This window comes from Salegentibacter holothuriorum, assembly GCF_900168045.1.
In the GTDB taxonomy this organism is placed as follows: domain Bacteria; phylum Bacteroidota; class Bacteroidia; order Flavobacteriales; family Flavobacteriaceae; genus Salegentibacter; species Salegentibacter holothuriorum.
Genome location: NZ_FUYY01000008.1, coordinates 56,277 through 79,038, shown reverse-complemented (window position 1 = coordinate 79,038; position 22,762 = coordinate 56,277). Strand labels below are relative to the sequence as shown.

The 22,762-nt window shown below is 35.2% G+C and carries 13 protein-coding genes; all 13 read right to left on the bottom strand.

Annotated elements, in window-relative coordinates; all coding sequences use genetic code 11:
- Nucleotides 1-36: 36 nt before the first annotated feature.
- Nucleotides 37-1,668 (bottom strand): beta-N-acetylhexosaminidase, encoded by a 1,632-nt coding sequence (locus B5X51_RS14480; protein WP_079721909.1) that lies wholly within the window; start codon nt 1,666-1,668, stop codon nt 37-39.
- Nucleotides 1,669-1,706: 38 nt separating this feature from the next.
- A complete protein-coding gene (locus B5X51_RS14475) occupies nt 1,707-3,305 on the bottom strand; it encodes a sulfatase (RefSeq protein ID WP_079721907.1) in 1,599 nt (532 codons plus the stop codon).
- 306 nt (nt 3,306-3,611) lie between these two features.
- Nucleotides 3,612-5,093 carry a beta-galactosidase gene (locus B5X51_RS14470; protein WP_217699555.1) on the bottom strand — a complete coding sequence of 494 codons (1,482 nt, stop codon included), beginning with the start codon at nt 5,091-5,093 and terminating at the stop codon, nt 3,612-3,614.
- 104 nt (nt 5,094-5,197) lie between these two features.
- Nucleotides 5,198-6,763: a RagB/SusD family nutrient uptake outer membrane protein gene (locus tag B5X51_RS14465; protein ID WP_079721906.1), complete on the bottom strand. Its 1,566-nt coding sequence runs from the start codon at nt 6,761-6,763 to the stop codon at nt 5,198-5,200.
- A 30-nt stretch (nt 6,764-6,793) separates the two neighbouring features.
- Nucleotides 6,794-10,231 (bottom strand): TonB-dependent receptor, encoded by a 3,438-nt coding sequence (locus B5X51_RS14460; RefSeq protein ID WP_176132769.1) that lies wholly within the window; start codon nt 10,229-10,231, stop codon nt 6,794-6,796.
- A 164-nt stretch (nt 10,232-10,395) separates the two neighbouring features.
- The gene (locus B5X51_RS14455) at nt 10,396-11,430 is read right to left on the bottom strand and encodes a FecR family protein (RefSeq protein ID WP_079721904.1); all 1,035 of its coding nucleotides are present in this window, start codon (nt 11,428-11,430) and stop codon (nt 10,396-10,398) included.
- A 146-nt stretch (nt 11,431-11,576) separates the two neighbouring features.
- Nucleotides 11,577-12,311 (bottom strand): RNA polymerase sigma factor, encoded by a 735-nt coding sequence (locus B5X51_RS14450; protein ID WP_079721902.1) that lies wholly within the window; start codon nt 12,309-12,311, stop codon nt 11,577-11,579.
- 821 nt (nt 12,312-13,132) lie between these two features.
- Complete coding sequence (gene amaB, locus B5X51_RS14445) at nt 13,133-14,674, bottom strand: L-piperidine-6-carboxylate dehydrogenase (protein ID WP_079721901.1); 1,542 nt, start codon at nt 14,672-14,674, stop codon at nt 13,133-13,135.
- The gene (locus B5X51_RS14440) at nt 14,674-15,579 is read right to left on the bottom strand and encodes a DUF1338 domain-containing protein (RefSeq protein ID WP_079721900.1); all 906 of its coding nucleotides are present in this window, start codon (nt 15,577-15,579) and stop codon (nt 14,674-14,676) included. The genes amaB and B5X51_RS14440 overlap by 1 nt, the downstream gene beginning before the upstream one ends.
- Before the next feature lie 78 nt (nt 15,580-15,657).
- Nucleotides 15,658-17,205 (bottom strand): RagB/SusD family nutrient uptake outer membrane protein, encoded by a 1,548-nt coding sequence (locus B5X51_RS14435; protein WP_079721898.1) that lies wholly within the window; start codon nt 17,203-17,205, stop codon nt 15,658-15,660.
- A gap of 11 nt (nt 17,206-17,216) precedes the next feature.
- Nucleotides 17,217-20,621 (bottom strand): SusC/RagA family TonB-linked outer membrane protein, encoded by a 3,405-nt coding sequence (locus B5X51_RS14430; protein ID WP_079721896.1) that lies wholly within the window; start codon nt 20,619-20,621, stop codon nt 17,217-17,219.
- A gap of 77 nt (nt 20,622-20,698) precedes the next feature.
- The gene (locus B5X51_RS14425; protein WP_079721894.1) at nt 20,699-21,823 is read right to left on the bottom strand and encodes a FecR family protein; all 1,125 of its coding nucleotides are present in this window, start codon (nt 21,821-21,823) and stop codon (nt 20,699-20,701) included.
- Nucleotides 21,824-21,905: 82 nt separating this feature from the next.
- Nucleotides 21,906-22,466 carry an RNA polymerase sigma factor gene (locus tag B5X51_RS14420; protein WP_079721893.1) on the bottom strand — a complete coding sequence of 187 codons (561 nt, stop codon included), beginning with the start codon at nt 22,464-22,466 and terminating at the stop codon, nt 21,906-21,908.
- Nucleotides 22,467-22,762 lie beyond the last annotated feature (296 nt).

Sequence of the window (22,762 nt, the reverse complement as noted above, 5' to 3'; positions counted from 1 at the left end):
ATGTTTTTATCATTTATTGCGAAATGGAATATTATTTTATTTACTTCTATTTGGCAATGCTTCCTCAAGAGGAGCAAAATAAATCCCCTCCGCTTTCCAGGCATCCAAAAGAGCCGGAAGCGAACTCAAAAACCTGTCAAAATTCTTCTGTTTAGGCTGGGTCCATCCCACTTCTGCATAAGCCGCAATCCTTGGAAATGTCATATAATCCATATAGCCACTGGTAGGGATCCATTCGCCCCACATCTGAGAGCCTGTTCCTATAATTCTATCATGGTATTGCTCATCAAGGCTAGCGGGAATAGGATTAAATTTATAAGCTCTTTCCAGAGAAATATCATTGTAGGAATAATCGAGGTAGGTTTCGGTATGTAACGAATTAACTATATCGTATCCTTCTGCGGCTGCTTCAGTCATAAGTTTAATATCCCCACGCCAGAAATGGATGACAGAACTTTTAGATAACTCTTCTTCTGCTCCTCTATCTTTTTCAGCTTGATATTCATGTATATTCTGTCCTAAAATTTCGTTCCAACCCATCATCTTTCGACCTTTACTTTCTAGATATTGTGAGATCCTGTTAGTAAAGTCGACTTGTAAATCGGCAAAGGTTTTTAGATTGTTTTCATCCATATATTTTTTAATCATATTAGATTGTTCCCAATGCTCATACTTTGCTTCGTCGCCACCAATATGAATCACTTTTGAGGGAAATAAGGTCATTACCTCATCCAGCACATCGGTGAGAAAATCATAGACCCTGGGATCTGCCACGTTAAATATATCTTCACTAACGCCAAATTTAATTGGCACCTCAATTTCCTTTCCTGAAGAACCCAACCAGGGATAAGCGGCAATCGCGGCAGAAGCGTGCCCGGGCATCTCTATTTCAGGAACTACGGTGATATGACGGTCTGCGGCATATTTTACAATTTCCTTTATTTCTTCCTGGGTATAGAAGCCTTCATGTGGAACACCAGATTGTATAGGACTATTCCATTTTCGCGGGCCAACTTGTGTGCTTACTCTTTTAGAGCCAACTTCGGTAAGTAAAGGATATTTCTTGATCTCAATGCGCCACCCCTGATCATCTACCAAATGCCAGTGAAAAACGTTCATTTTCAGCCTTGCCATCTCGTCAAGTAACTTCTTTACCTGTTCCGCACCTTTAAAATATCTTCCTTCGTCTAACATAAATGCACGCCATTCAAAGCGTGGAGCGTCGTTAATTTCAACATAAGCTAATGCCTCATTTTTATCTGATTTAAGCATTTGAAGTAGCGTTTGCAATCCATAAAACAGGCCTTGCTCATTTGCGGCAGTAATTTTCACTCCCTTTTTACCCACCAATAAATGGTAAGCTCCTTTAGATTTATTCCTTGATTTATTATCTAAAATAAAGTGTACATTGCCTGCAGATTTACTTTTGGCACGTGTAATATTTCCTTCAAAATTATCCTTTAATACTTCTAAGGCATACTGAAGAAATTCGTCGAGTAATTCGTTGTTGGCAACTAAATTTAGTTGGCCGCTATGACTAAAGCTGCCATTTTTTGATACTATCTCATTAGGTTGCGGAATTACATAAACCGTATCATCTTGTGCCATCGACAAAAATGGAACAAGCAAAAACAGGTAACAGCTAAGATGCTTCAGGGTTTTAAACATAAGTTGGTTCTTTAAATAATTTTATTTTTCGTGTTCTATTAATCTTCGGTTAATTTACTGTTCCACCAATCTTTATTCGGACTAAAGTCTTCGGATAGCACATTTTTGCGTTCTGCTTCCAACTTTGGTAACAGCTCATTCACTTTCTTTGCATACAATTCTTTAGCTAATTCGGGATCGTAGACAGGATCTTTTTCAGGTTTTTTTGCGCCAACATTGTTTAGAAAATCTTCCAATTCAGTCCGCATTTTTGAAGTGATGCCCGGATTTTGTGCAGCCACATCATTCTGTTCCCCCGGATCGGTTTTCAGGTTATATAGCTCATCGCGACCATCTTCATAATAATGGATTAATTTCCAGTCTTTTTTCCTGAACATAGAAGAAGGTTCCCCGCCCTGGTTTCCGTAGTGCGGGTAATGCCAAAATAAATTCCTATCAGCTATCTCTTTCCCTTCCAATAGCGGTTTTAAGCTTATGCCATCTTTATGCTGGTTCGTTAAAAGATCGGTATTTGCAAAATCCAAAAGTGTAGGATAAAAATCAGTTCCTGTCACCGGTTCATCTATGCTTTTAGGGGCATTTTTCATCCAGGGCACTTTAATAAAGAAAGGCTCTCGTATACCACCTTCCCATTGGTAGCCTTTCCCTCCACGTAATGGCAAATTTGAAGTAGAGAAGGAATCGCCAGAAGCCACACCACCATTATCTGAAGTAAAAACCACAATTGTATTATCGGCTATTCCCAGCTCCTGTAATTTATCTAAAACCAGGCCTACCGCATCGTCCATTTGTTCTACCAGTCCGGCGTAAATAGGATTATCCTGAACAGTACGGATAGGAAGTACGCGCTCCATTCTAAAAGCTTCATCTTTAATACCTAATTGTTCTGCTTTATCGCGATATTTCTCCCATTTCGTCTCCGTAGTTTGAATAGGGCCGTGAACAGCGTAAAACGAAAGAAAAGCAAAAAATGATTCGTCTTTATTTTCAGCCATAAAATCTGAAGTTTCCCTGGCCAGGCGCATGGAGAGATTTTCACCTTTTTCCCCGTTAGACAGTCTTGGATTCTCCCAGGGAGAAAAATACCCTCCTATAGGACTTCCTACTTCCCAACCACCTTTGTTTATTTCAAATCCATGATCTTCAGGATAAGAACCTTCTTCGCCCAAGTGCCATTTTCCGGCAAAAAAGGTTTTATAACCAGCCCCACGCATGGCTTCTGCAAGACTAGTATCTTTTTTTGGTAAACTACGAACATAATCAGCCGGGAGTAATTTATCATTCCTTCCTAATTTACGCCAATCTTTACCTGTAGCCTCACCTATCCAATTGGTAATACCATGACGAGCAGTAAATTTACCGGTCATAATACTGGCACGGGCGGGACTACAAACTCTGCTGGCTGCATAGCCTTGCGTAAAGACCGTTCCTTCTTTGGCGATACGATCTATATTGGGTGTTTCATAAAAGTCGCTACCGGTAATACTCAAATCGTGAAGTCCCATATCATCTACAAGGATAAAGACTATGTTGGGCTTTTTTGCAAAAACGCCAGGGGAACTGTCCGTAGGGGATTCTTTATTCTTACAACTTAAAATAATTAAACTTAATAATAGTACACTTAATGAAGCTTTCATTTTTTTAGATTTTGAGGGATGAACCTCCGTGTTGTATTTATTTTGATGATTTGATACCACATAAGAATATCAACATATCTCTCTTATTTTCACTCATCCGTTCTTATTAGTCAGGTTCTTATCTTCAATGTCTAGATTAAGGCTTAAGGCCCTATGCTGTAAAAATTATCAGAACTAAGAATAATCCCTTAATTTTCAACCCGGTAAATCAAAAGATTCCATCATAACCATTATTATCTATCCAGTAATTCAGATGATTTTTCATTGAGTTATCATATTGCTGTTTTTATTCACCAAACAAACCGATTAATCAATGCTATATTTTTTAATAAAACCCCAATTTTTAATTAGCTGACTTTCTTTTACAGATAGTTTTATGCCTACTTTCCCGGTAGTGTTGTCAATAATTGAAACCACCAAATCATACTTACCTGCCTCGATTGATTTCGGTATTTCGTGTTTAAAATTGGTATAACTGTACAATGGTCCTTTTAGCCATTTACCGGGATTGGCTATGGGATCTATAAAAGTATGTGCTACTTTTTGTGTTTTTGGATCTAAAAGCGCAAAGGCCACTTTGTATTTATTATTCCAATTAGGATGATTATTGGGAAGTACGCCTACCCCAAAATTCTTCCAAAAATGATCTATAATCAATTTTCTATTATCTTGCTTTACCACTATTGAATCTGGATAAAGTCTATAACCACCGTAAGTGGTAAACTTTTGAACTTTCTCTGGTAATTTTTCTATCCATACTTTACTTTCAAAAGGCGTTCGCAAATCGAAAGTATTGGAATGACTTGACAGGGCATCATCTAAGGCTACAGATAAAGCATCTGTCCAATACTTCATATTAGGAAATCGCGGATCTTTCAAAAAAGGTTCCTTGGTATGAGCGGTGGTATCCTTATCTCGTGCACCAAACCAGTATGTTCCTTCTCCTATCAAAGCTTTATCAGGAAAGAGTTCTTTTAAATAGGCTCTCTCGGTATCATCAAACCAATGACTCCCTATTCCATCCCGGCGGGGTAAAAAACCCAGTTTGTCAAAAACCAGCGGTTTACTATAGTGCCAATCGTTACGTGATAGGTTATAAACAGTTAGGATATTTTTAAAGTATCGGGCATAAGCATTAGTGACTTTTTCAATCACATTTTTGTAATTATCCTGATCTTTCAATGTAACACCATGGCCTTCACCCCAGCGTCCCAATCCGTAGGCATCTACAAAATCTACTCTGGAAGGATCGTCATATTCTTCAGCAAGAGCCTTTATAAAGTTTTGTAATTTTTCCAAAAAAACCGGATCGTCATAATAAGGCTGTTTGTCATTATCCAGATTTAAGGGTTGCTCTAAAGTAGATTTAGCCCCAGCTTGATAAACCCAGTCTGGTGTGCCATTATCAAAGAAGATACGAAAAGCCAATTTTAAACCTCTTTCTTCTGCCTTTCGAATATATTCCTGGTATTCTTTGTTAAATTCCCAGGCATACTTACCCTCTTCTGGCTCCATAACCTTCCAAAGCACCCGAATATAAAGGATATTTGCATAATTAGCGGCATCAACTTCATCCATCTCTTCCCAGAATATTTCTGGGTCATAATTCTTATGTTCTTCTAAAAAAGAAGCACCTTCCTCATAAAGCACCCAACCCATAGCGGGATTTCTAAGATGAGAAACAGAATCTAAAGTGAAAGATTTATGAAATTCGTTTAACGCGTTGTTTTGGGCTGACAGCTGTAAGAAACCCGTTATTAAAATCACCAGGGTGTAAAATGCTTTCATTATAAAGGTTATTTTTAAGTTGAACTATTTAAATAAAAACCAATAGAATAAAGTATAAACAACTTAATTCTATTGGTTTCATTTATAGCTAGATTCCTGCCCAATTAATAGCCTGGATTTTGTTTTAGGTTACCTTTATATTCGTTGATATAACCAACTGGAATAGGGAAAAGGAATTTATTGGTATCCTCATCAAACTTTTTGACTCCATTTCCGTTTGTGATTCTTTGATATCTAATAAGATCGGCTCGTCTTACTCCTTCAGCGTAGAGTTCGTGTCCACGTTCCTGAAGCAAGGCATCCCTAAGCTCTGATTTACCTAAACCTTGTAAAGGCTTCAATCCTGCTCTAACCCGAACAGCATTTATAAATGAAAAAGCATTATTACCACCATCGCTTTTTAAAAGCTCTCCGTCATTTGCCTGTTGGGTAATAATAGGGGCATTAACAGAATCTGTTTCACCTAACTCATTAAGAATTTCAGACATAGCTAATAACACCTCAGCATATCTGTAAACTATAAAATCATGTCCCTGAAAATTTCCAACTTGATCTGTATCTGTGTCATATTTAACGGGGATAGCTCCATCTCCAACACCATGCCGATCATTAACAGGATTTTCCCTATTAACCAATACTCCATCATCGGTTGTGTAAGAAGCGGCAATAGTAGATAAACGTTGGTCATTAGGAGCATAAGTGTCGTAGAAAGACCACAAAAGTTTATAACCACCCCAGGAACCTGCTCCACGATTTATTTCTGCTGGATAATTATTTGGTAAGGCTTCAGAATGCCACATATTTACATTAAAAGAATAATCTGAGGGTGTTGCAAAAACAATCTCCCTATTTTTTTGATTGCTTTTACTAAAAACTTCAGTATAACTTCTTTGCAACTCATACGATCCAGACGAAATAATAGCTTCCGCACTTTCTTTTGCCTTTTGCCAAAAACTATCGTCTCCAGTTCTAGCGGCTTCAAGCATATATAAACGCATGAGTATAAAATTAGCAAGGCCTTTATTCATCCTTCCAAAGTTAGAACCAAAATCGGCATCCATTAATTTATCTTTATCAGCGAATAAAGATTCTATTATCTCCACAAATTCTTCGTTTGATGGTCTTTCTGGATATTCAATATCTCCTGGGGAAGCAAGCATTTCGTCGGTAGGATAAGGAACTGGACCATATAGGTCATATAAAATAAAAGCTTTCCAACCACCAACGGCAAAAGCTTCAGCCATTAGTTCCGATTTCTTATCTTCAGAAACAGTGGTCATTTCCCCAATTTGATTGGCTACAATTCGCGCATTGGAAATATGATTGTAATAATGGAAGAAGTTATTGGTTCCAAATCCATTGTTTTCGGCCCATTCGTGTTGTCTAAGATATTCCCAGGGATTATCTCCATAAGAACACATCATCATATCTCCTGCAGAAATATCAGTTACTAATTGAACTGAATTTATATTCTGCACAAATAAGCCCGGTGACCAGGTACCAACCTTCGTTATAGAGTTATTATATAAAGCAGCAATAGCTAATTTTGCGTCTTGTTCTGAATTATAGAAATTATCTGGCGTTATTTTATTGAATTCTTCTTTTTCAAGACTACAAGCTTGTAATAAAGAAACCAGAAAAATAATAAGTATAAGCTGTATTTTTTTCATAAGATTAATTTTAAATAAATATTTTTTCTTCTAGAAACTTAATTGAAGTCCCAGGGAGTAAGTATGTTGATTAGGATATGCGGCAACATAGTTATCCGTTTCGGGGTCCATCCCTGAATAAGGGGTAAACAAAAACGGATTCAATAAATTAGCATAAACTCTTAACTTTTTAATATTCATCGTCTCTAAAGTTCTATTTGGAAAGGTATAACCAAAGGCAATGTTCTTCACTCTAATAAACCATGCTTTTTCCAGGTAATAATCGCCAGTACCGTATTTTGCAAAAGCCTGCAAGGCAGAAGGTCCTGAACCTTGAAGATTGTTGCTATTCCAACGATCTTTGGTTTCTGCAATATTATTAGATCCGGTAGTGATTATGTTATAGACACTTGGCCCTCCAAGAGTAGTTTTAGTAGAGTTAATTTTTCTTCTATTAAAAATACCATAAGCATCAATAGATAAATCAAAGTTTTTATATCTGAAATTATTACTAAAACCAACAGTATAAGGAGAATTTGTACCAACCTTTACCAAATCTGCAGCATCAATCTTACCATCTGGTTCGCCAGAGTATTGTGGTTGACCATTTTCATTGGTAACTCTATTTCCTTCATCATCTAAAAGATAACCATCTACGTCTTTTATTCTAATAGTTCCTGGTATAGAATTTATATCATCAGTATTTCCTACTTCCACTAAACCATCTGATTCATAGAACCATAATTCCCCAAAATATTGATTAGGAGATTCATTAATACCCAGAACATAACTAGGGTCACGTTTTAACCATCTATCTCTATAATGGCTAAAGGTTAGCAGTGAATTCCAGGAAAATTCAGGTTTTTTTATATTTTGAGTATTTAGGGTTAATTCAGTACCATAGGTTTGTTTTTCTGCATCCAGATTATAGAAAATATTATTTACCGGGTTTGAACTCACTAAATTTCTGCGACCAAGAATACGACTAACTACACGATTAAAATATTCTACAGAACCCGTAATTCTATTTTCTAACAGGGAAAAATCAACTCCTACATTTATGTCAACTTGTTTTTCCCATTTTAAATCAGGATTTCCCAATCCGGCTAATTTCACCCCAGATATCACAGAACTACCCCACATGGTGTTCGCTCCAGGCGAGTACCAATCTGAAAAAGCAGAGCCGATATTATCGTTGCCGGTTTCTCCATAACCTGCTCTTAATTTTAATTGGTCTAACCAGTCACTACTTTTATCCATAAACCTTTCTTGAGAAATGTCCCAGCCTACAGATATTCCGGGAAAGAAACCATATTGATCTTCCGGTGAAAAATTAGCAGAGCCATCTAACCTAAAATTGGCCGATAAGAAATACTTAAAATCATAATCGTAGCTTAGTTGAGAGAAATAAGAGGCTGTTTCCGTAGAGCCGCCATAAGACCAAACACTAGGCCTATTGGCTCCTAAACCTAAGTTATTCCATAGAACACCATCATAGGGAAAATCAGTAGCTGTAATACCATGTCCTTCCCATTCATATTTCATATACTCTGTTCCTAATAAAGCAGTAATATTATGTTTCTCATTAAATGATTTGTCGTAATTAACCAATAATTGAAACTGGTAGTTCGAATTCTTATCTTCAGCTCTATCAGCGCGGCCGTTATAACTTTTCCCGGCTATTGTTGTAGTAGGCAAATACCCATAACTAGCGCTTTGTGTTCTGTCAAAACCAACTTGTGTCTTTACATATAATTCCGGCAAAATATCATATTTTAAATATGCTGTATTGAGAAATCTTTCAATATTGGTCTCATTGGAAATATCAAGGTAAGATACCGGATTTGGGAAATTGGATTGCCTAATGTTTAGCTGATACTCTCCATCTTCATTGCGAACAGGTAATGTAGGGTCAAATTGCAAAGCACTTAACAGAATTCCACTATTTTCATATAATCCACCATTTCCAATTTGTACATTATTGTTATTAATCTGACTATAATTAATAGTTATCCCTCCTGTAAAGTTATCGCTAAATTCCTGGGTTACATTGAGACGACCATTGAACTTAGTTAGACCATTATTTTTAATAATACCCTTTTGATCATACACATTAAAAGAAGAATAAAAGCGGGTATTTCTACTATTTCCACTAACAGAAAGGTTGGCATCTTGCACTGTTCCTAATCTGGTAATTTCATCTACAAAATCAGTTCCACTGCGTACTCCGTTTTCGAATTCCTGAATTTCATCATTATTATAATAAGGTTGGAACTCACCCGGAGCCATCCAGCCATTTGGTTTACTAACTTCACTATAAATATCTTCTCTACTTTCATAAAGATGCTCCTCTCTAAGAACCTCATTAGTTTGTTTCATATAATCAACAGCATTCAACATTTTTGGGATATCGTAAAACTGTTGTATTCCGGAAGATACATTCAGATCAACACTAAAACTTTTATCCCCACTTCTTCTACCTTTTTTAGTAGTGATGAGAATTACTCCACCCGCAGCTTTCGAACCATAGATTGCAGTTGCAGAAGCATCTTTTAAAATGTCTATGGATTCTATATCGGAAGGATTCAGCGTAGCTAATGTGGCATCAATAGATCCATTACCAAAGGTTCCTGCGGAAGAAGGATTAAAATCTGAGGTAGGCATTCCATCTATTACAATAAGAGGCTCCCTTCCTGTAGCTGACCCCCGTATTTGAAAGGAGATATCACCCCCGGGCTGCGCAGAATTAAAATTCACATTTAAACCAGCTGCTTTTCCACTTAATGTTTGAGAAACCGATGATGCAGGTATTTCATTAATCTCATCCATATCTATGGATGAAATTGAAGAAGTAACTTTTCTTCTAGACTGTGTGCCATATCCCATTACAACCACTTCGTCCAGGGCATCTGTATCCTGCTCCAAAACGATATCGATTTCGTTACGACCGTTTACTTTGATTTCTTTCGTGGCATAACCTATATAGCTCACTTTTAAAATAGCATTCTCAGGCACTTCAATAGAATAATTACCATCAAAATCTGTCATTACCCCATTAGAAGTACCTTTTTCCAGAATGTTAGCCGCTGGTACGGGCATTCCGGTTTCAGCTTCGGTAACGTTGCCGGCAACTGTGATGGTTTCTTGTTGTTTTTTGCGGTTTATGGCAGTTGACTCATTAGATTTTTTCGCAAGCCTTTTTACAACCACCTGCTTCTCTGATATTTTATAGGCAAGACTGGTATTTGAAAAAGCACTCTGTAAAACTTTCTCCAGGGAAGCTTTTTCCAGGTTTACAGAAATTCTCAAATTATCTTTTAAAACATCATCTTTGTAGAAAAATACAAACTCGGTATTGGCCTGAATCTCTTCAAAAAATTCAATCAGGCTTGCATCCTTAATAGCAATGTCTATTTTGGTCTGGCTGTAGGAAGAATTTGCATAGGAAGAACTAAGACCAATCCCCAACAGGATTATTAATACACGCATAATTTTTATTAAGTTTCGTGTAAAGTTATTTAAATCATAACATGACCTAAATCTTTCATTTTTATTCATAATTTTGTTTTTCGTTAGTTTATTTTGCTCTACATAAGTAAGTAACTGACCCGGTCATAAGATGTTGTCGCATCTTATGGCCTTTTTTGTTGTTTTCATTCCATATTTTCTAGTTTATTAATTATTAATGATCCGTTTTTAGCAACCTTATATTTAAAATCCGTAGCTCCTTGTAAGGTTGTCAATACACTTTCTATAGAGTCTTTTAAATTCAAATGACCCGAAAATGTTTCATTTTCTAATTCCGATTCCTGAAAATTGACATCTACATTATAGTATCTGCCTATTTTTTTCATGATATATTTTAGATTATTGTTCTTAAATATTAAAACACCTTCCCGCCAGGAAAAATAATTCTCTACCTCTACATCTTTTGTATTCACCTGTGGCCTGGCTTTATTATATACAGCCATAGTACCCGGTGTAATTTTTGTCTTTTCCTCTGATTTAAAAAAGGAATCTGATTTATAGCTAATTTCTACACTACCGCTTTTAAGCACCGTTTTAATATTATTATCATCCGGATAATTACTAACATTGAAGACAGTACCCAAAACTTCAATAGTATGCCCCTTAGACAATACTTTAAAAGGATGTTCAGCATTGTGCGAAACATCAAAAATTGCTTCTCCTGTTAAAAAAACTTCTCTATTCTTACCTTTAAAAGTTACTGGGTAAGTCAGTTTTGAGCCAGAATTTAACCACACCATCGTCCCGTCAGACAATACTATTTTAGATCTTTTACCATAGGGTACTATTAGCGTATTAAACTCATTGGGATCATCTAAAACAATTTCCTGTCTTTTCCCCAGAGAGTCAGCTATATTTACTTCCCTGCCACTAGTTTGATAAGCAATACTCGAATTATTATTTTGTATCGCTACTTTTTTATCTCCACTTAAGAATAACTGCACATCATTGGCACTTTCTATCTCTATGCCTTCGGAAGATTCCGCAAATTCTGTGATAGATGGTTTTGAGAAATTGTATTGATAAAATCCTATAGACAGAATTACCATTACTGAAGCCGCTATTGATATACTATAAAACAGTCGTTTCCTTCTGGTTTTATAGGCATAAGCAGATGTAATAATCCTCTTTCTTAGTTCTTTTTTTTCCTTATCGTTCATTAAAGTGAAATTAATCTGACACTCAATTAATAAGATTTTAGTCAGAATATTAGACAATTTTTCTTTCCTTCAAGAAAAGTAAATAAACGTCTATATAAACATAAGCAGCGTACTTATGATATATAGACAAAATTTTTAAGGTTTTTTTAAAAAAATATACCGGAGATAGTTAAAAGGAGTGAAATACAGTGTTTTTTAAGCACCGTTAATGCACGATAAACCAATGTTCTGGAAGTTGCAATACTAATATTCATAGTATCGGCAATTTCGTTATACGGCCGATTTTCAGTATACCTTAGGTGTAAGGCCTTTTGCTGCCTCCTGGTTAGAAATGTTAAGGCAGTTTTTAATTTATCCTTTTTTTCTTTTGAATACTCGCCTTCGATGATTTTCTCTTCACAGGATAATTCAGCATCTGTTTGCTTTGTTTCAAAAAAGGAATCTTGTAAATCTATACACTTTTTAGAAGATTGTTTCCTATACACTTTTCGTTTTAGTGATTTCAACAAGTAATACTTGACATTAGTAGGAGTGGTTATATTGGAACGGTATTTATACAAATCAACGAAAAGGTCATGAATAGCATCCATAACGCGGGTTTTATCATTAACCTTTTCCATCCCATAAAAAAACAACTCATCTACATATAAGTCATACAGCTGCCCCAAAGCATCCATATTCCCCTTCTTTATCTTCTTCCAGAATTCTTCGGCTAACTTTTCCGCAGCTTCTGAATGAACATTTGAATTAATCTCTGAAGAATCCTTTGAGTCCGGGATCCGGGCATTATTATTGTTTTTGCGATTGAAACCAATTAAATACTTATTGAAGTGGCCATCAACCTCTTCTTTAAATATCCTGTTTCCTTCTATGTATTCCATTTTTGGTTTAATCGCTTTAATATTTAAAATTCTGAAGAACTATAAAACTCTGCTTAATGAACAAAAGCTTCGAAGCTGAACTAATTTTGATCTCAATAATTTAAGAGAAAAATTTCTATTTAATCATCATAAAATAGAAAAGCACAGAATATCAAAATTAACATTTTTTTTTAATTTCCCAATTCTAATAAACAGGATCGTGATTTTTTAACTAAAAAAGTATAAAAGACAAATAAGATTGGGACTCGTTTAATTCATCAACAGAAGTAAAAACAGCTGAGCAGAATCATTCAATGAGAAAAATAGAAGCTTTTAGAGCTCACTTCAGAGGAGTGAAAATGTAGAATTCTTTCTATACAGATTGACTACAATTTTTGCTTGTACAGGAAAATTAGGATTGACCCTTTTTAAACACTCTAGATCAAAAGGCATAAAACAAAAAAAAATCCATAAACAGCTATATTTAAGCTATTTACGGATTTTTTTTGTGACCTTGCCAGGATTCAAACCTAACTTGCATATCTTAGAACTAGAAAGGTTTACGATGAATCATATTTTCAAGGTAACCTTTTAGGTAACTTTAAATTTGCACTTATTTATGATATTTTGACTTCAATTCTATAAAAATACAATAAATCTACTTTAATAAATTATTTTTAGTCGTTTTTATATCGTCTCCCTCATTTTTAACGCTGCCTCCGAGTAATTTTCATTAGTTTGAATATGAAGAAGACAATACGTAAGGCATGTCATGTCTTTAAAAAATTCTTTCGTGCTTTTTAAAACTCAATTTTTTTCATTAATAAAAATAAGAGTCACTATTACAAATTAAATTTAATTCCCTGCGCTAAAGGTAATTCTGTTCCATAATTTACAGTACATGTCTGTCTTCGCATATATGATTTCCAGGCGTCAGATCCACTTTCTCTACCTCCACCGGTATCTTTTTCTCCTCCGAAAGCCCCACCAATTTCTGCCCCCGATGTACCTATGTTAATATTTGCTATTCCGCAATCCGAACCTTCGGATGATAGGAAATTCTCTACTTCTCTTAAACTCAAACTAAACAATGCTGAGGACAACCCCTGAGGGACATTATTATTTATTTTTATGGCCTCTGATAACGATTTATACTTAGTAACATATACTATTGGGGCAAATGTTTCCGTTTTCATAACCTCCAGATCAGACTTTGCAACTATGATTGTAGGCGTTATGTAACATTGCGAACAGTTATTTTCAACTAAAACCGTTTTTGCTCCAGAAACTATCTTTGCCCCTTGTTTTTTTGCTAATTCAATGGTAGAAAAATAATTTTCTACAGCTTCTTTATCAATTAATGGTCCCATGTGATTTTCTTCATCCAAAGGATTACCAATTCTTATTTGTGAGAATGCATCTTTAAGTTTATTCAAAAAATCATCATAAATTTTTTCTTGAACTATTACACGGCGTGTGGAAGTACAACGTTGTCCTGCTGTACCAATTGCACCGAAAACCAGTGACGGGAGGGAGTTTTCAATATCTGAATGTTCATAAAGTATTATTGCGTTATTGCCTCCAAGTTCAAGTATAGATTTCCCTAATCTTTTACCAACTCTTTGAGCAACATCTCTACCCATGGAGGTGCTTCCGGTCGCCGATATCAATGGTATTCGCTTATCATCAGCCATTTTCTTCCCTATTTCTGCATCTCCAAGTACTAATGAAGAAATCCCTTCGGGTAAATTATTTCTTTTAAGAATTTTAGCGAAAATCTCCTGGCAAGCAATTGAAGCAAAGGGTGTTTTTTCTGATGGTTTCCATATACAAACATTTCCACAAACTAAAGCTATTGCAATATTCCATGCCCATACTGCTACTGGAAAATTAAAAGCTGAAATCACACCTACAATTCCTAATGGATGCCATTGCTCGAACAATCGATGAGCAGGCCTCTCAGATTGTATTTGTAAACCATAAAGCTGACGAGACAAACCGGTAGCAAATTCACAGATATCTATCATTTCCTGAACCTCACCATATCCTTCCTGCAAACTTTTCCCCATTTCGAAACTAATTAAGGCTCCTAATGGCTCTTTTTCCTTCCTCAATTCATCCCCTAACAACCTTACAATTTCGCCTCTTCTAGGAGCTGGTATTGTTCTCCATTGTTGAAATGCTTTCTCAGCAGTAGTCAAAACATTTTCGTAGTCTTCATTAGCAATAAAACCTATTTCCCCAATTTCACTACCGTCTACCGGAGATGTTATTATTCTTCTATTTGTTTCTTTACAATACTTTTTTTCTTGTCCGGTACTATAACTATAGAAGGGATGTTTAATATTTAAATTATTTAATATATCTAAAGGTGACTTTTCCATTATTTATTTTGTTGTGATTTATAAGTAGATTCAAAAATTTTATCTGCATTGCCTGTTTCAAATCCATCTCGGCGATGTCTTGTCTCTATATTCGATTTATTTAAGTGAGCAAATTGAGGTAAGACTAATCGCTCAGCAAATTCAATATAACTTCCAGGAATCTTCATCGATTTTCCTCCTTTAAAAATCGCAATGACTTTACCCGCTACGGAACTACTTTGCTTTAAAAGCCTGTCGCGACTAACTTTGATTTCTCCTCCAGAATTATTCAGTTTTATTCCAATGGATTTCAAAAATTCATTGAAATATTCCAGCTTATTAAACGGTTTGGGCAAGTCATGTATACTAATAGTAAAATGGTTCAAATAGTAACGGTTGTAAATAACCCATGCTGCATATTCACTCTCTTCCTGTAAACTCTCATAATCAGCCAGAGTTGGTAATTCCCAAAGGGACCTCCTAAAAAATGAGGATACCTCCTCTATATTATTCAAATCCAAATTATCCACTGGATCTGATTTAATTCCATCAGTATATTTATAAATTACTTTTTGAGTTTGTGGACTTAAATCTGAAACCCTTAATTCACTTATAAATATTCTAGGATATTTATTTTCTGGATGTGAATACCAATAGGCATTTAATTTTTTTTCAGAGAAGAAATAATAATCATGTTTCTCATAACCGTAATACATAAAAATTTTCTCCAAAGACTCAATGCCTAGATTTGGAACTCCCAGCGTACGAAAAGCTATATGGTCATTTTTTAAATCTTCTTCCTTAGAAATTATTCTTTCTATTAGCATGCCTTGTACTACATTCTGTACATCAGGAACTCTATTTTTATATGGTTCAATTAATGCATTTAGGACTTTATCCAAATCCTTTTCTTTTGTAAATTTCATAATAAAAAATGCTTAAAAAAATAGTGAATCCAACTTCAGGAAGTCGAATTCACTATTTGGCTAATTCAAATTATTCTTCTAATTTATTTCAGTGTTAGTTTGTATTTCTGACAGCGGAATTGGTAAATAAGAATGCTCCTGAGCATTAAATCCTGTCCTTTCTGCAGCGTTCATAGCATCATCTAACATTCCCCATCTTCTCAGGTCAAAGAACCGTGTACTTTCCAGAGTAAGTTCCATTACTCTTTCGTGGACTATTTGACTAAAGACAGCTTCCTCAGTATTAAGATCTACTGGAGGTACATTACCATGTGAAGTTCGTACTTTATTGATCAATTCAACTGCTGTTTCTGTATTTCCGGTTTCATTTAAAGCTTCAGCGTACATCAATAAAACATCCGCATATCTAAGCAAAGTTACATTAAGGCCTATATACCCATTACCCGCAAGAGGTTCAGGAAGCCATTTTCTAAAAAATGCAACATCATCCTTTGCATCCGGATCACCATAAGTGCTTTCTATTAAACTACTCCATGTACTACCTTCCATTCTTCCAGCAGATTCATCATTGAAATAGGGATCATCGAAATAAAGAGTTGCATATAATCTATTATCATAAAGACCATTTTCAGCAACCTTGCCTTCTTTTTTCATTTGGTTAACTAAACGATCATCAGCTAGAATACCACCCCATCCGCCAATAGACCAATCACCTATAAAGGAATGCAATCTAGTGGCGTTCCAAGAAGTAGCATCACCACTTTTAAACTGTAATTCAAAAACAGATTCTTTACTATTCTCATTTTCTCCATTAAACAGGCTTTTAAAATCATCAACTAAAGCATATTGTCCACTTTCAACAACTTTTGAGAAAGCCTCAGCAGCTTTTTGATATTCATCCCCGGTACTGGAAGATTGATCTCCGGCTTTATATATATATGCTTTGCCTAAATATCCAAGGGCAGCACCTTTATTTGCCCTTCCGTAATCCTGGGGCTGAATTTCAAATTCTAATTTGTTTGCCGCTATTTCAAAATCCTTAAATAGGAAATCCCAAGCTTCCGGACGGGTTGCCAGCGGTTTATCTAAGCTTGCTGCTGTAATCACATCGTCTCTAATAATAATTTGTTCGAACAATGTTAATAACTTAAAATGATAATAGGCACGTAAAAAGTAGGCTTCTCCTAAGATTTGTTCCTTTTCATCTTCTGAGATTTGATCGGAAGTCATCGTAGAAACATTCTTTATTACCTGATTTGCAAAATTAATCCCTTTGTAATTAGTACTCCACAGCACATCCAGAAAAATATGTCCATTGGTATAATTAAAATTATAAATAGACATCCAATGGGAATAATTGGTTGCATCAGGTCCCGGTAAAGCATAATCTGAACGAAAATACTCCACAACAGAACGACCTTCTTGCCAACCATCCCAAAAATTACTTCGGGCTTCCAATTCTGAATATGCAGCAGTTAAACCAGAGCGCGCATCTTCAGCATTACGCCAAAAATTTTCTGAAGTAAGTTGATCTGGCGGTTGTTTGTCTAAATATTCTTCACCAGAACATCCAATGGTGAATATTACGCTAATTAGAAAAATAAATTTTATGATATATTTTTTCATTTTAATATTTTTTAGAAACTAAGTTGAACACCGGTTATCAAAGATTTATATTTTGGATAGAGATTAAGGTCAACCCCTCTGGATAATACACTCCCTCCAACTTCAGGATCAAGCCCTGAATAATCTGTTACTGTCAATAAGTTTTGACCTGTTACAAAAATTCGGGCACGATCTACAAAGGTATTTTTCAATACATCTGGAGCTAACGTATATCCTAGTTGTAGCGTTTTTAACCTTAGATAATCACCATCCTCTAGGAATCTAGTTGAAGCACGGTTATTACGGTTTGGGTCATTTAAAACCGCTCTTGGAACGTTTGTATTAGTATTGGTTGGAGACCACGCATCAAGGGCGGCAGTTCTATAATTTCTACCTGTATCAAGACTCAATAATCTAAAATCATTACCATTATAGATTTTATTGCCTCCTACCCCTTGAAAAAATATAGTAAGGTCAAAACCTTTATATTCACCAGTTAGGTTTAAACTGTATTCGTAATTTGGAATGGCCGTGCCAGCATACACTTCATCCTTTTCATTAATTACTCCATCGCCATTTTGATCTGCAAACTTTATATCGCCGGGTTCTGCATTGGGTTGTATAAGGTTTCCATCTACACTATGAGCCTGCACTTCCTGTTCGCTCTGGAAAATTCCATCTGCCACAGGAAGGAAAAAAGCCCCGGGCTCATAACCAATCTTTGTTTGATTTACAAAATGGTCTGAACCAAACAATAGACCAACACCATAGAGTACCTGATCTTCATTACTCAGTTTAGTTACCTCACTATTTATAGTTGTAAAAGTACCACCCACAGAATATTTAAAAACATTATCCCTATTCCGGTAGTTTGCTTCAAATTCGAATCCCTGGTTCTCAAAAGCTCCAACATTTACAATTGGATTGTTTATTCCCGCGGACGGAGAAACTTCTTTTGTGATTAATAAGTCTTCGGTTTTACTGTTATAATAGTTTATAGATCCCTGAAGTTTATTGTCAAAAACGCCGAAATCCATTCCAAAGTTAGCCGAGGTATTCGTTTCCCATTGCAGGTCGTCATTTTGTAGATCACGCGCTATACTACCCAGGTATGAGTTTTGAGGATTCCCAAATACATAACCACCATCATTCTGGCTTTTCCCCTGTGAAATTAAAGCAACATAATCATAGTATCCTAAGGCACTATCATTACCTGCCTGTCCCCAACTATATCGGAGCTTCAGGAAATTAAAGACCTCCTGATTTTCCATAAAATTTTCTTCTGTAATTTTCCATCCTAAAGCAAAAGATGGAAAAACACCATACTGATTATTCTTTCCAAATTTGGAACTCCCATCGCGTCTAAGACTAGCTTGCAGTAAATATTTCTCGTCAAAAGCATAGTTAATTCTTCCAAACTGGGACACCAAAGCGTATTCTGCATTAGAACCACTGGCGGAATAAGTGCCGTCACTAAAAGCGTCTAAAGTATTAAAGTTAGGATCTAAAATAGTTGCCGGAACTTTATTTCCGTCATCATCTAATTTATATCCCTCTGCCTGTGCATAGGTGCTTTTAAAAGGCTCTCTAATTCTCTGATATCCCGCTAAAAGACCCACGCTATGCTTATCAATATCAAAGTTATACCTTAAAGTGTATTCCTCATTTAATCTTCTAAATTCTGAATGATATTCAGATAAAAATGCAAATTCGCGTTCAGCGATATCTTGTACATCCCTTACACGAAATGGTTGATGAAAATTGTAAGTATAATTTTGACGATCAGCAAGGCTAAAACCTGCGCCAATATGGAAATTCTCAAAAGCTTCAAAATCAAAGTTTATATTCCCCAGGAAATATTTCAGTTTAGTAAAGTTTTCCAAAAAATGATCCTCACCAACAGGATTTCGATGATCTGGAAGATCTCCGGTTCTATAACCAAAGCCTGATTCACGTTCGTCATCAAATACTGGGATTAATGGAGAGATAAAGTAGGTTTCCCTAATTGAAAATTTATAATCTTCCCTGTAAGTTTCACTATAATTTAGATTAGTAGAAACCTTTAATTTTCCTTTATCCAGGTTAACCTGGGAATTAACTCCTTTTTTACTAAAGCCAGAGCCAATTAACAATCCCGTTTCATCAGCATAATTACCGCCAATACTATAGTTTATATTTTTTCCGCCACCACTAATTCGAATATTATTGGTAGACAGATACCCCGTACGCTGTGTTTCCCCAATCCAGTCAGTATCGTATACAGATGGATTTTCTACATACTGTGGAAGCTCAGCACCGGCATTCTCATACATCTGGCGATGAACAGAAATATATTCCTGGGCATTTAATAGTTTCATTTCTTCTCTGGGCGTATTCACACTTAAAGAAGACTCGATTTCTATTTTTGGTTTTCCTTCTTCTCCTTTTTTGGTAGTGATAATCACCACTCCATTTGCAGCTCTCGTTCCATAAATCGCTCCAGAAGCAGCATCTTTAAGAATTTCAATACTTTCTATATTATTAGTATTGATAAAATACGGATCTGCCTGGACACCATCTACAATGTAAAGAGGTTCATTATTTCCAAAGGTTCCAATTCCACGAATGGATATTTCGGGTGCAGAACCCGGGCTGCCGGTTGAATTTGTTACAGTAACTCCAGAAACTCTTCCTTGCATGGCATCAAGGGGATTGGTACTTACCACTTTATTAAGTTCTTCACTTTTAACAGAGCTAATAGCCCCGGTAACATCACTTCGCTTTTGGGTACCATAACCAACAACAACCACTTCATTTAAGCTCTCTAAATCATCTTTTAAAACAACATTTATTGTAGTTTGATTTTCTACTGATATGATCTGTTTCTGAAAACCTAAATATTGAAAAGACAAACGCTCACCCTGTCCTACCTCGATAGTATAATTTCCATCGAAATCAGTTTGAGTTCCTCGTTTGGTTCCTTCTACATAAACATTAACTGCGGGCAGTGGCATACCTTTAGAATCCTTCACGGTGCCGGTGATCGTATTCTGTTCCGAAATCGTTTTAGTACCCGAGTCAAAAAAAAGATTTTTTTCTTTAAGTAAAATCACCTGCTCATCGGTAAATTCATAGGTATAGTTTACCAGTGAAAGGCACTGATCCAAAAGCTCTTTCGCAGGAATAACCCCTGCCTTTAAATTAATCTTTGGAGCTTTATTAAAAAGATCACTGGGATAAATAAAAGTATAATCTGTTTGTAATTTTATAAGCTGGAAGGCATCTTCCGCACTTATACTCTCTGACTTATCAATTTTTATTTTGGCATTCTGAGAGAATAGCTCATCCGAATTAAATCCGAAACTGCTAATACAAAAAAATAAGATAAATACTCTCATAATAAAAATTAAAATTCCCTTGGGTAAAGGCAATAGTTTGGCATTAAATTTAGTTTTCATAAATTTGTAGTTAGTTAATTACTTAATGAATGGGAGTGGGAGTTTAAATTGTCCAGGTCTAAACCCCATTCCTTTTTTTACTCCTGATATTGCATTACTTTGATCTTATTTCCATTTAATTCAAATCGTGCTCGTTTAGTATTTTCAATAATGTGCAGAATATTTTTCAGTTTTTGCTGTTGTTTAAATCTGCCATTAAATTTTATTTCCTGAAGTGTCTTTTGCTCAAATTCTACTTCTATATCATACCATCTTGAAAGTACGTTAAAGATATCCTCCAAAGATTTATCTTTAAATAAAAACATACCGTCTTTCCAGGCTACATAATCATAAACTTCAACTTTTTTTATAGCTTCTAAGTTTTGATTTTTTACAGTAGATTGTTGACCTGGAGTCATAACGGTTTTATCTTTTCCGTATAAAAGATTAATTTTCCCCTCTACCAAAGTGGTTACAATTTCCCCTTCATTATAATTTTCAATATTAAAAGAAGTGCCAATCACCTCTATATTTTGATTGGAATTTTCAACTATAAATTTTTTGTCGTTGTTTTCAGATGCAGGAGTCACCTCAAAATAGGCTTCTCCATATATCAAATTAATTTTTCTATGATCACTTTCACTGAAACTGGTAGGGAATTCAAGCTTTGACTTGGCATTCAAGGTAACTTTTGTACCATCGCTTAATTCAATATTAAATTGTTTTCCGGTTGGCACTATAATCGTATTAATGCCCACAGCTTCGGAAACTTTCGCAATTTTAAGCTGATTTTTACTTCCCTGATAATACTTACCGGATACAACCGAATCATTTTTTCCGAAAGTAACAGAGTTTCCATTTTGATCCTTAAAAATCACACCTTCAGAAGGAGACTCCAACTCATTAACATTTACTACTTTATTTTTCTGCTCCAATGGAGTACTTAAAAAAAAGTAAATAGGAAAACTCAGGAAGCCGACTACCACAATAGCTGCAATAACATATTTCCAATAATTATTCTTAGCTTTTACAATCTTCTTATCAACTTTTTCCCAGGCTTTGGAAGTATTTATTTTAAGGTCACGGGAATCATGAAAATTATTTTTTAAGTTTTCATAATACACACGATGATCTGGGGAAGAAAAATACCATTCCTGGAATTGTTTTTCTTCCTTAGGGTTTAAACCTTTTTTAAGCCTTTTTACTAATAAACTATATTCCATTATCAATTAGGTATGATGCCCCTTTATTATGAGACAAGTTTTTTTCTGGATAGGGTGACAATTTTTATATCTTTTTTTCTTTTTAGTAGAAAAGAAGGATAAAATAAAGTATTGATAAAGCTGATTCTATTTTAAACCTGGCCCGTTTTAGTTGAGTCTTTACGGTATTTACAGAAACCCCCATTTCCTCAGCTATTTCCTTATAACTTAAGCTATGCATTACTTTTAGCTTAAAGATTTCCTGCATTTTTCCCGGTAAACATTTCAGGATTTCTTCGGCATTTTGAGTAAGTGCCCTCATCTCATTTTCAGAAATCATATTTTCCTGAAAGTCTTCCGTAAGGAAGTTGGAAATATCAATAAGATGGTTAGAATCGGTAAGGTTAATTTTTTTGAGATAATTAAGGCTACGGTTTCTAACCATAGTGAATAAATAAGCCTGAAGGGATTTTTTAATTTTTAGGTTATCTGAATTTTCCCAAATATAAATAAATGATTCCTGCACCAAATCTTCACTTGCTGCCTGATTGTAAGTGAATTTATAAGAGTAGTCTACCAAACATGGATAAAAAGCCTCAAAGACTTGTTGAAAAGCCTTCTTATCTTGTTTCTTTAATCTTTCTAGAATAAGATTTAATTCCACTGTTTAATAATATTTATGATTGTCCGTAAATAATCCTAAGCTTGTTTTTCTCACCTTGAGCGCAGTCGAAAGGTCTAACAAAAACGTCTCGACTGCGCTCGACGTGATATATAAAGCTAAATTTTATAATTAGGACACTATACGGATATACAATAATATTTAAACAAAACAAGATATTTTTAACGAGCTAACCAATTTTTTAAAATAGTTATTTAACATTTTTTAAACCTTATTTATTAGAAGAACCATTTATTTTTAAGGGTACTCAAAATTTTCAAACTATTTCTTGGACGCTA

Bases quoted from the DNA above. Each gene is read 5' to 3' on its own strand.
- B5X51_RS14480 (WP_079721909.1), bottom strand. From the start codon at position 1,668: ATGTTTAAAACCCTGAAGCATCTTAGCTGTTACCTGTTTTTGCTTGTT.
- B5X51_RS14475 (WP_079721907.1), bottom strand. From the start codon at position 3,305: ATGAAAGCTTCATTAAGTGTACTATTATTAAGTTTAATTATTTTAAGT.
- B5X51_RS14470 (WP_217699555.1), bottom strand. From the start codon at position 5,093: ATGAAAGCATTTTACACCCTGGTGATTTTAATAACGGGTTTCTTACAG.
- B5X51_RS14465 (WP_079721906.1), bottom strand. From the start codon at position 6,763: ATGAAAAAAATACAGCTTATACTTATTATTTTTCTGGTTTCTTTATTA.
- B5X51_RS14460 (WP_176132769.1), bottom strand. From the start codon at position 10,231: ATGCGTGTATTAATAATCCTGTTGGGGATTGGTCTTAGTTCTTCCTAT.
- B5X51_RS14455 (WP_079721904.1), bottom strand. From the start codon at position 11,430: ATGAACGATAAGGAAAAAAAAGAACTAAGAAAGAGGATTATTACATCT.
- B5X51_RS14450 (WP_079721902.1), bottom strand. From the start codon at position 12,311: ATGGAATACATAGAAGGAAACAGGATATTTAAAGAAGAGGTTGATGGC.
- amaB (WP_079721901.1), bottom strand. From the start codon at position 14,674: ATGGAAAAGTCACCTTTAGATATATTAAATAATTTAAATATTAAACAT.
- B5X51_RS14440 (WP_079721900.1), bottom strand. From the start codon at position 15,579: ATGAAATTTACAAAAGAAAAGGATTTGGATAAAGTCCTAAATGCATTA.
- B5X51_RS14435 (WP_079721898.1), bottom strand. From the start codon at position 17,205: ATGAAAAAATATATCATAAAATTTATTTTTCTAATTAGCGTAATATTC.
- B5X51_RS14430 (WP_079721896.1), bottom strand. From the start codon at position 20,621: ATGAAAACTAAATTTAATGCCAAACTATTGCCTTTACCCAAGGGAATT.
- B5X51_RS14425 (WP_079721894.1), bottom strand. From the start codon at position 21,823: ATGGAATATAGTTTATTAGTAAAAAGGCTTAAAAAAGGTTTAAACCCT.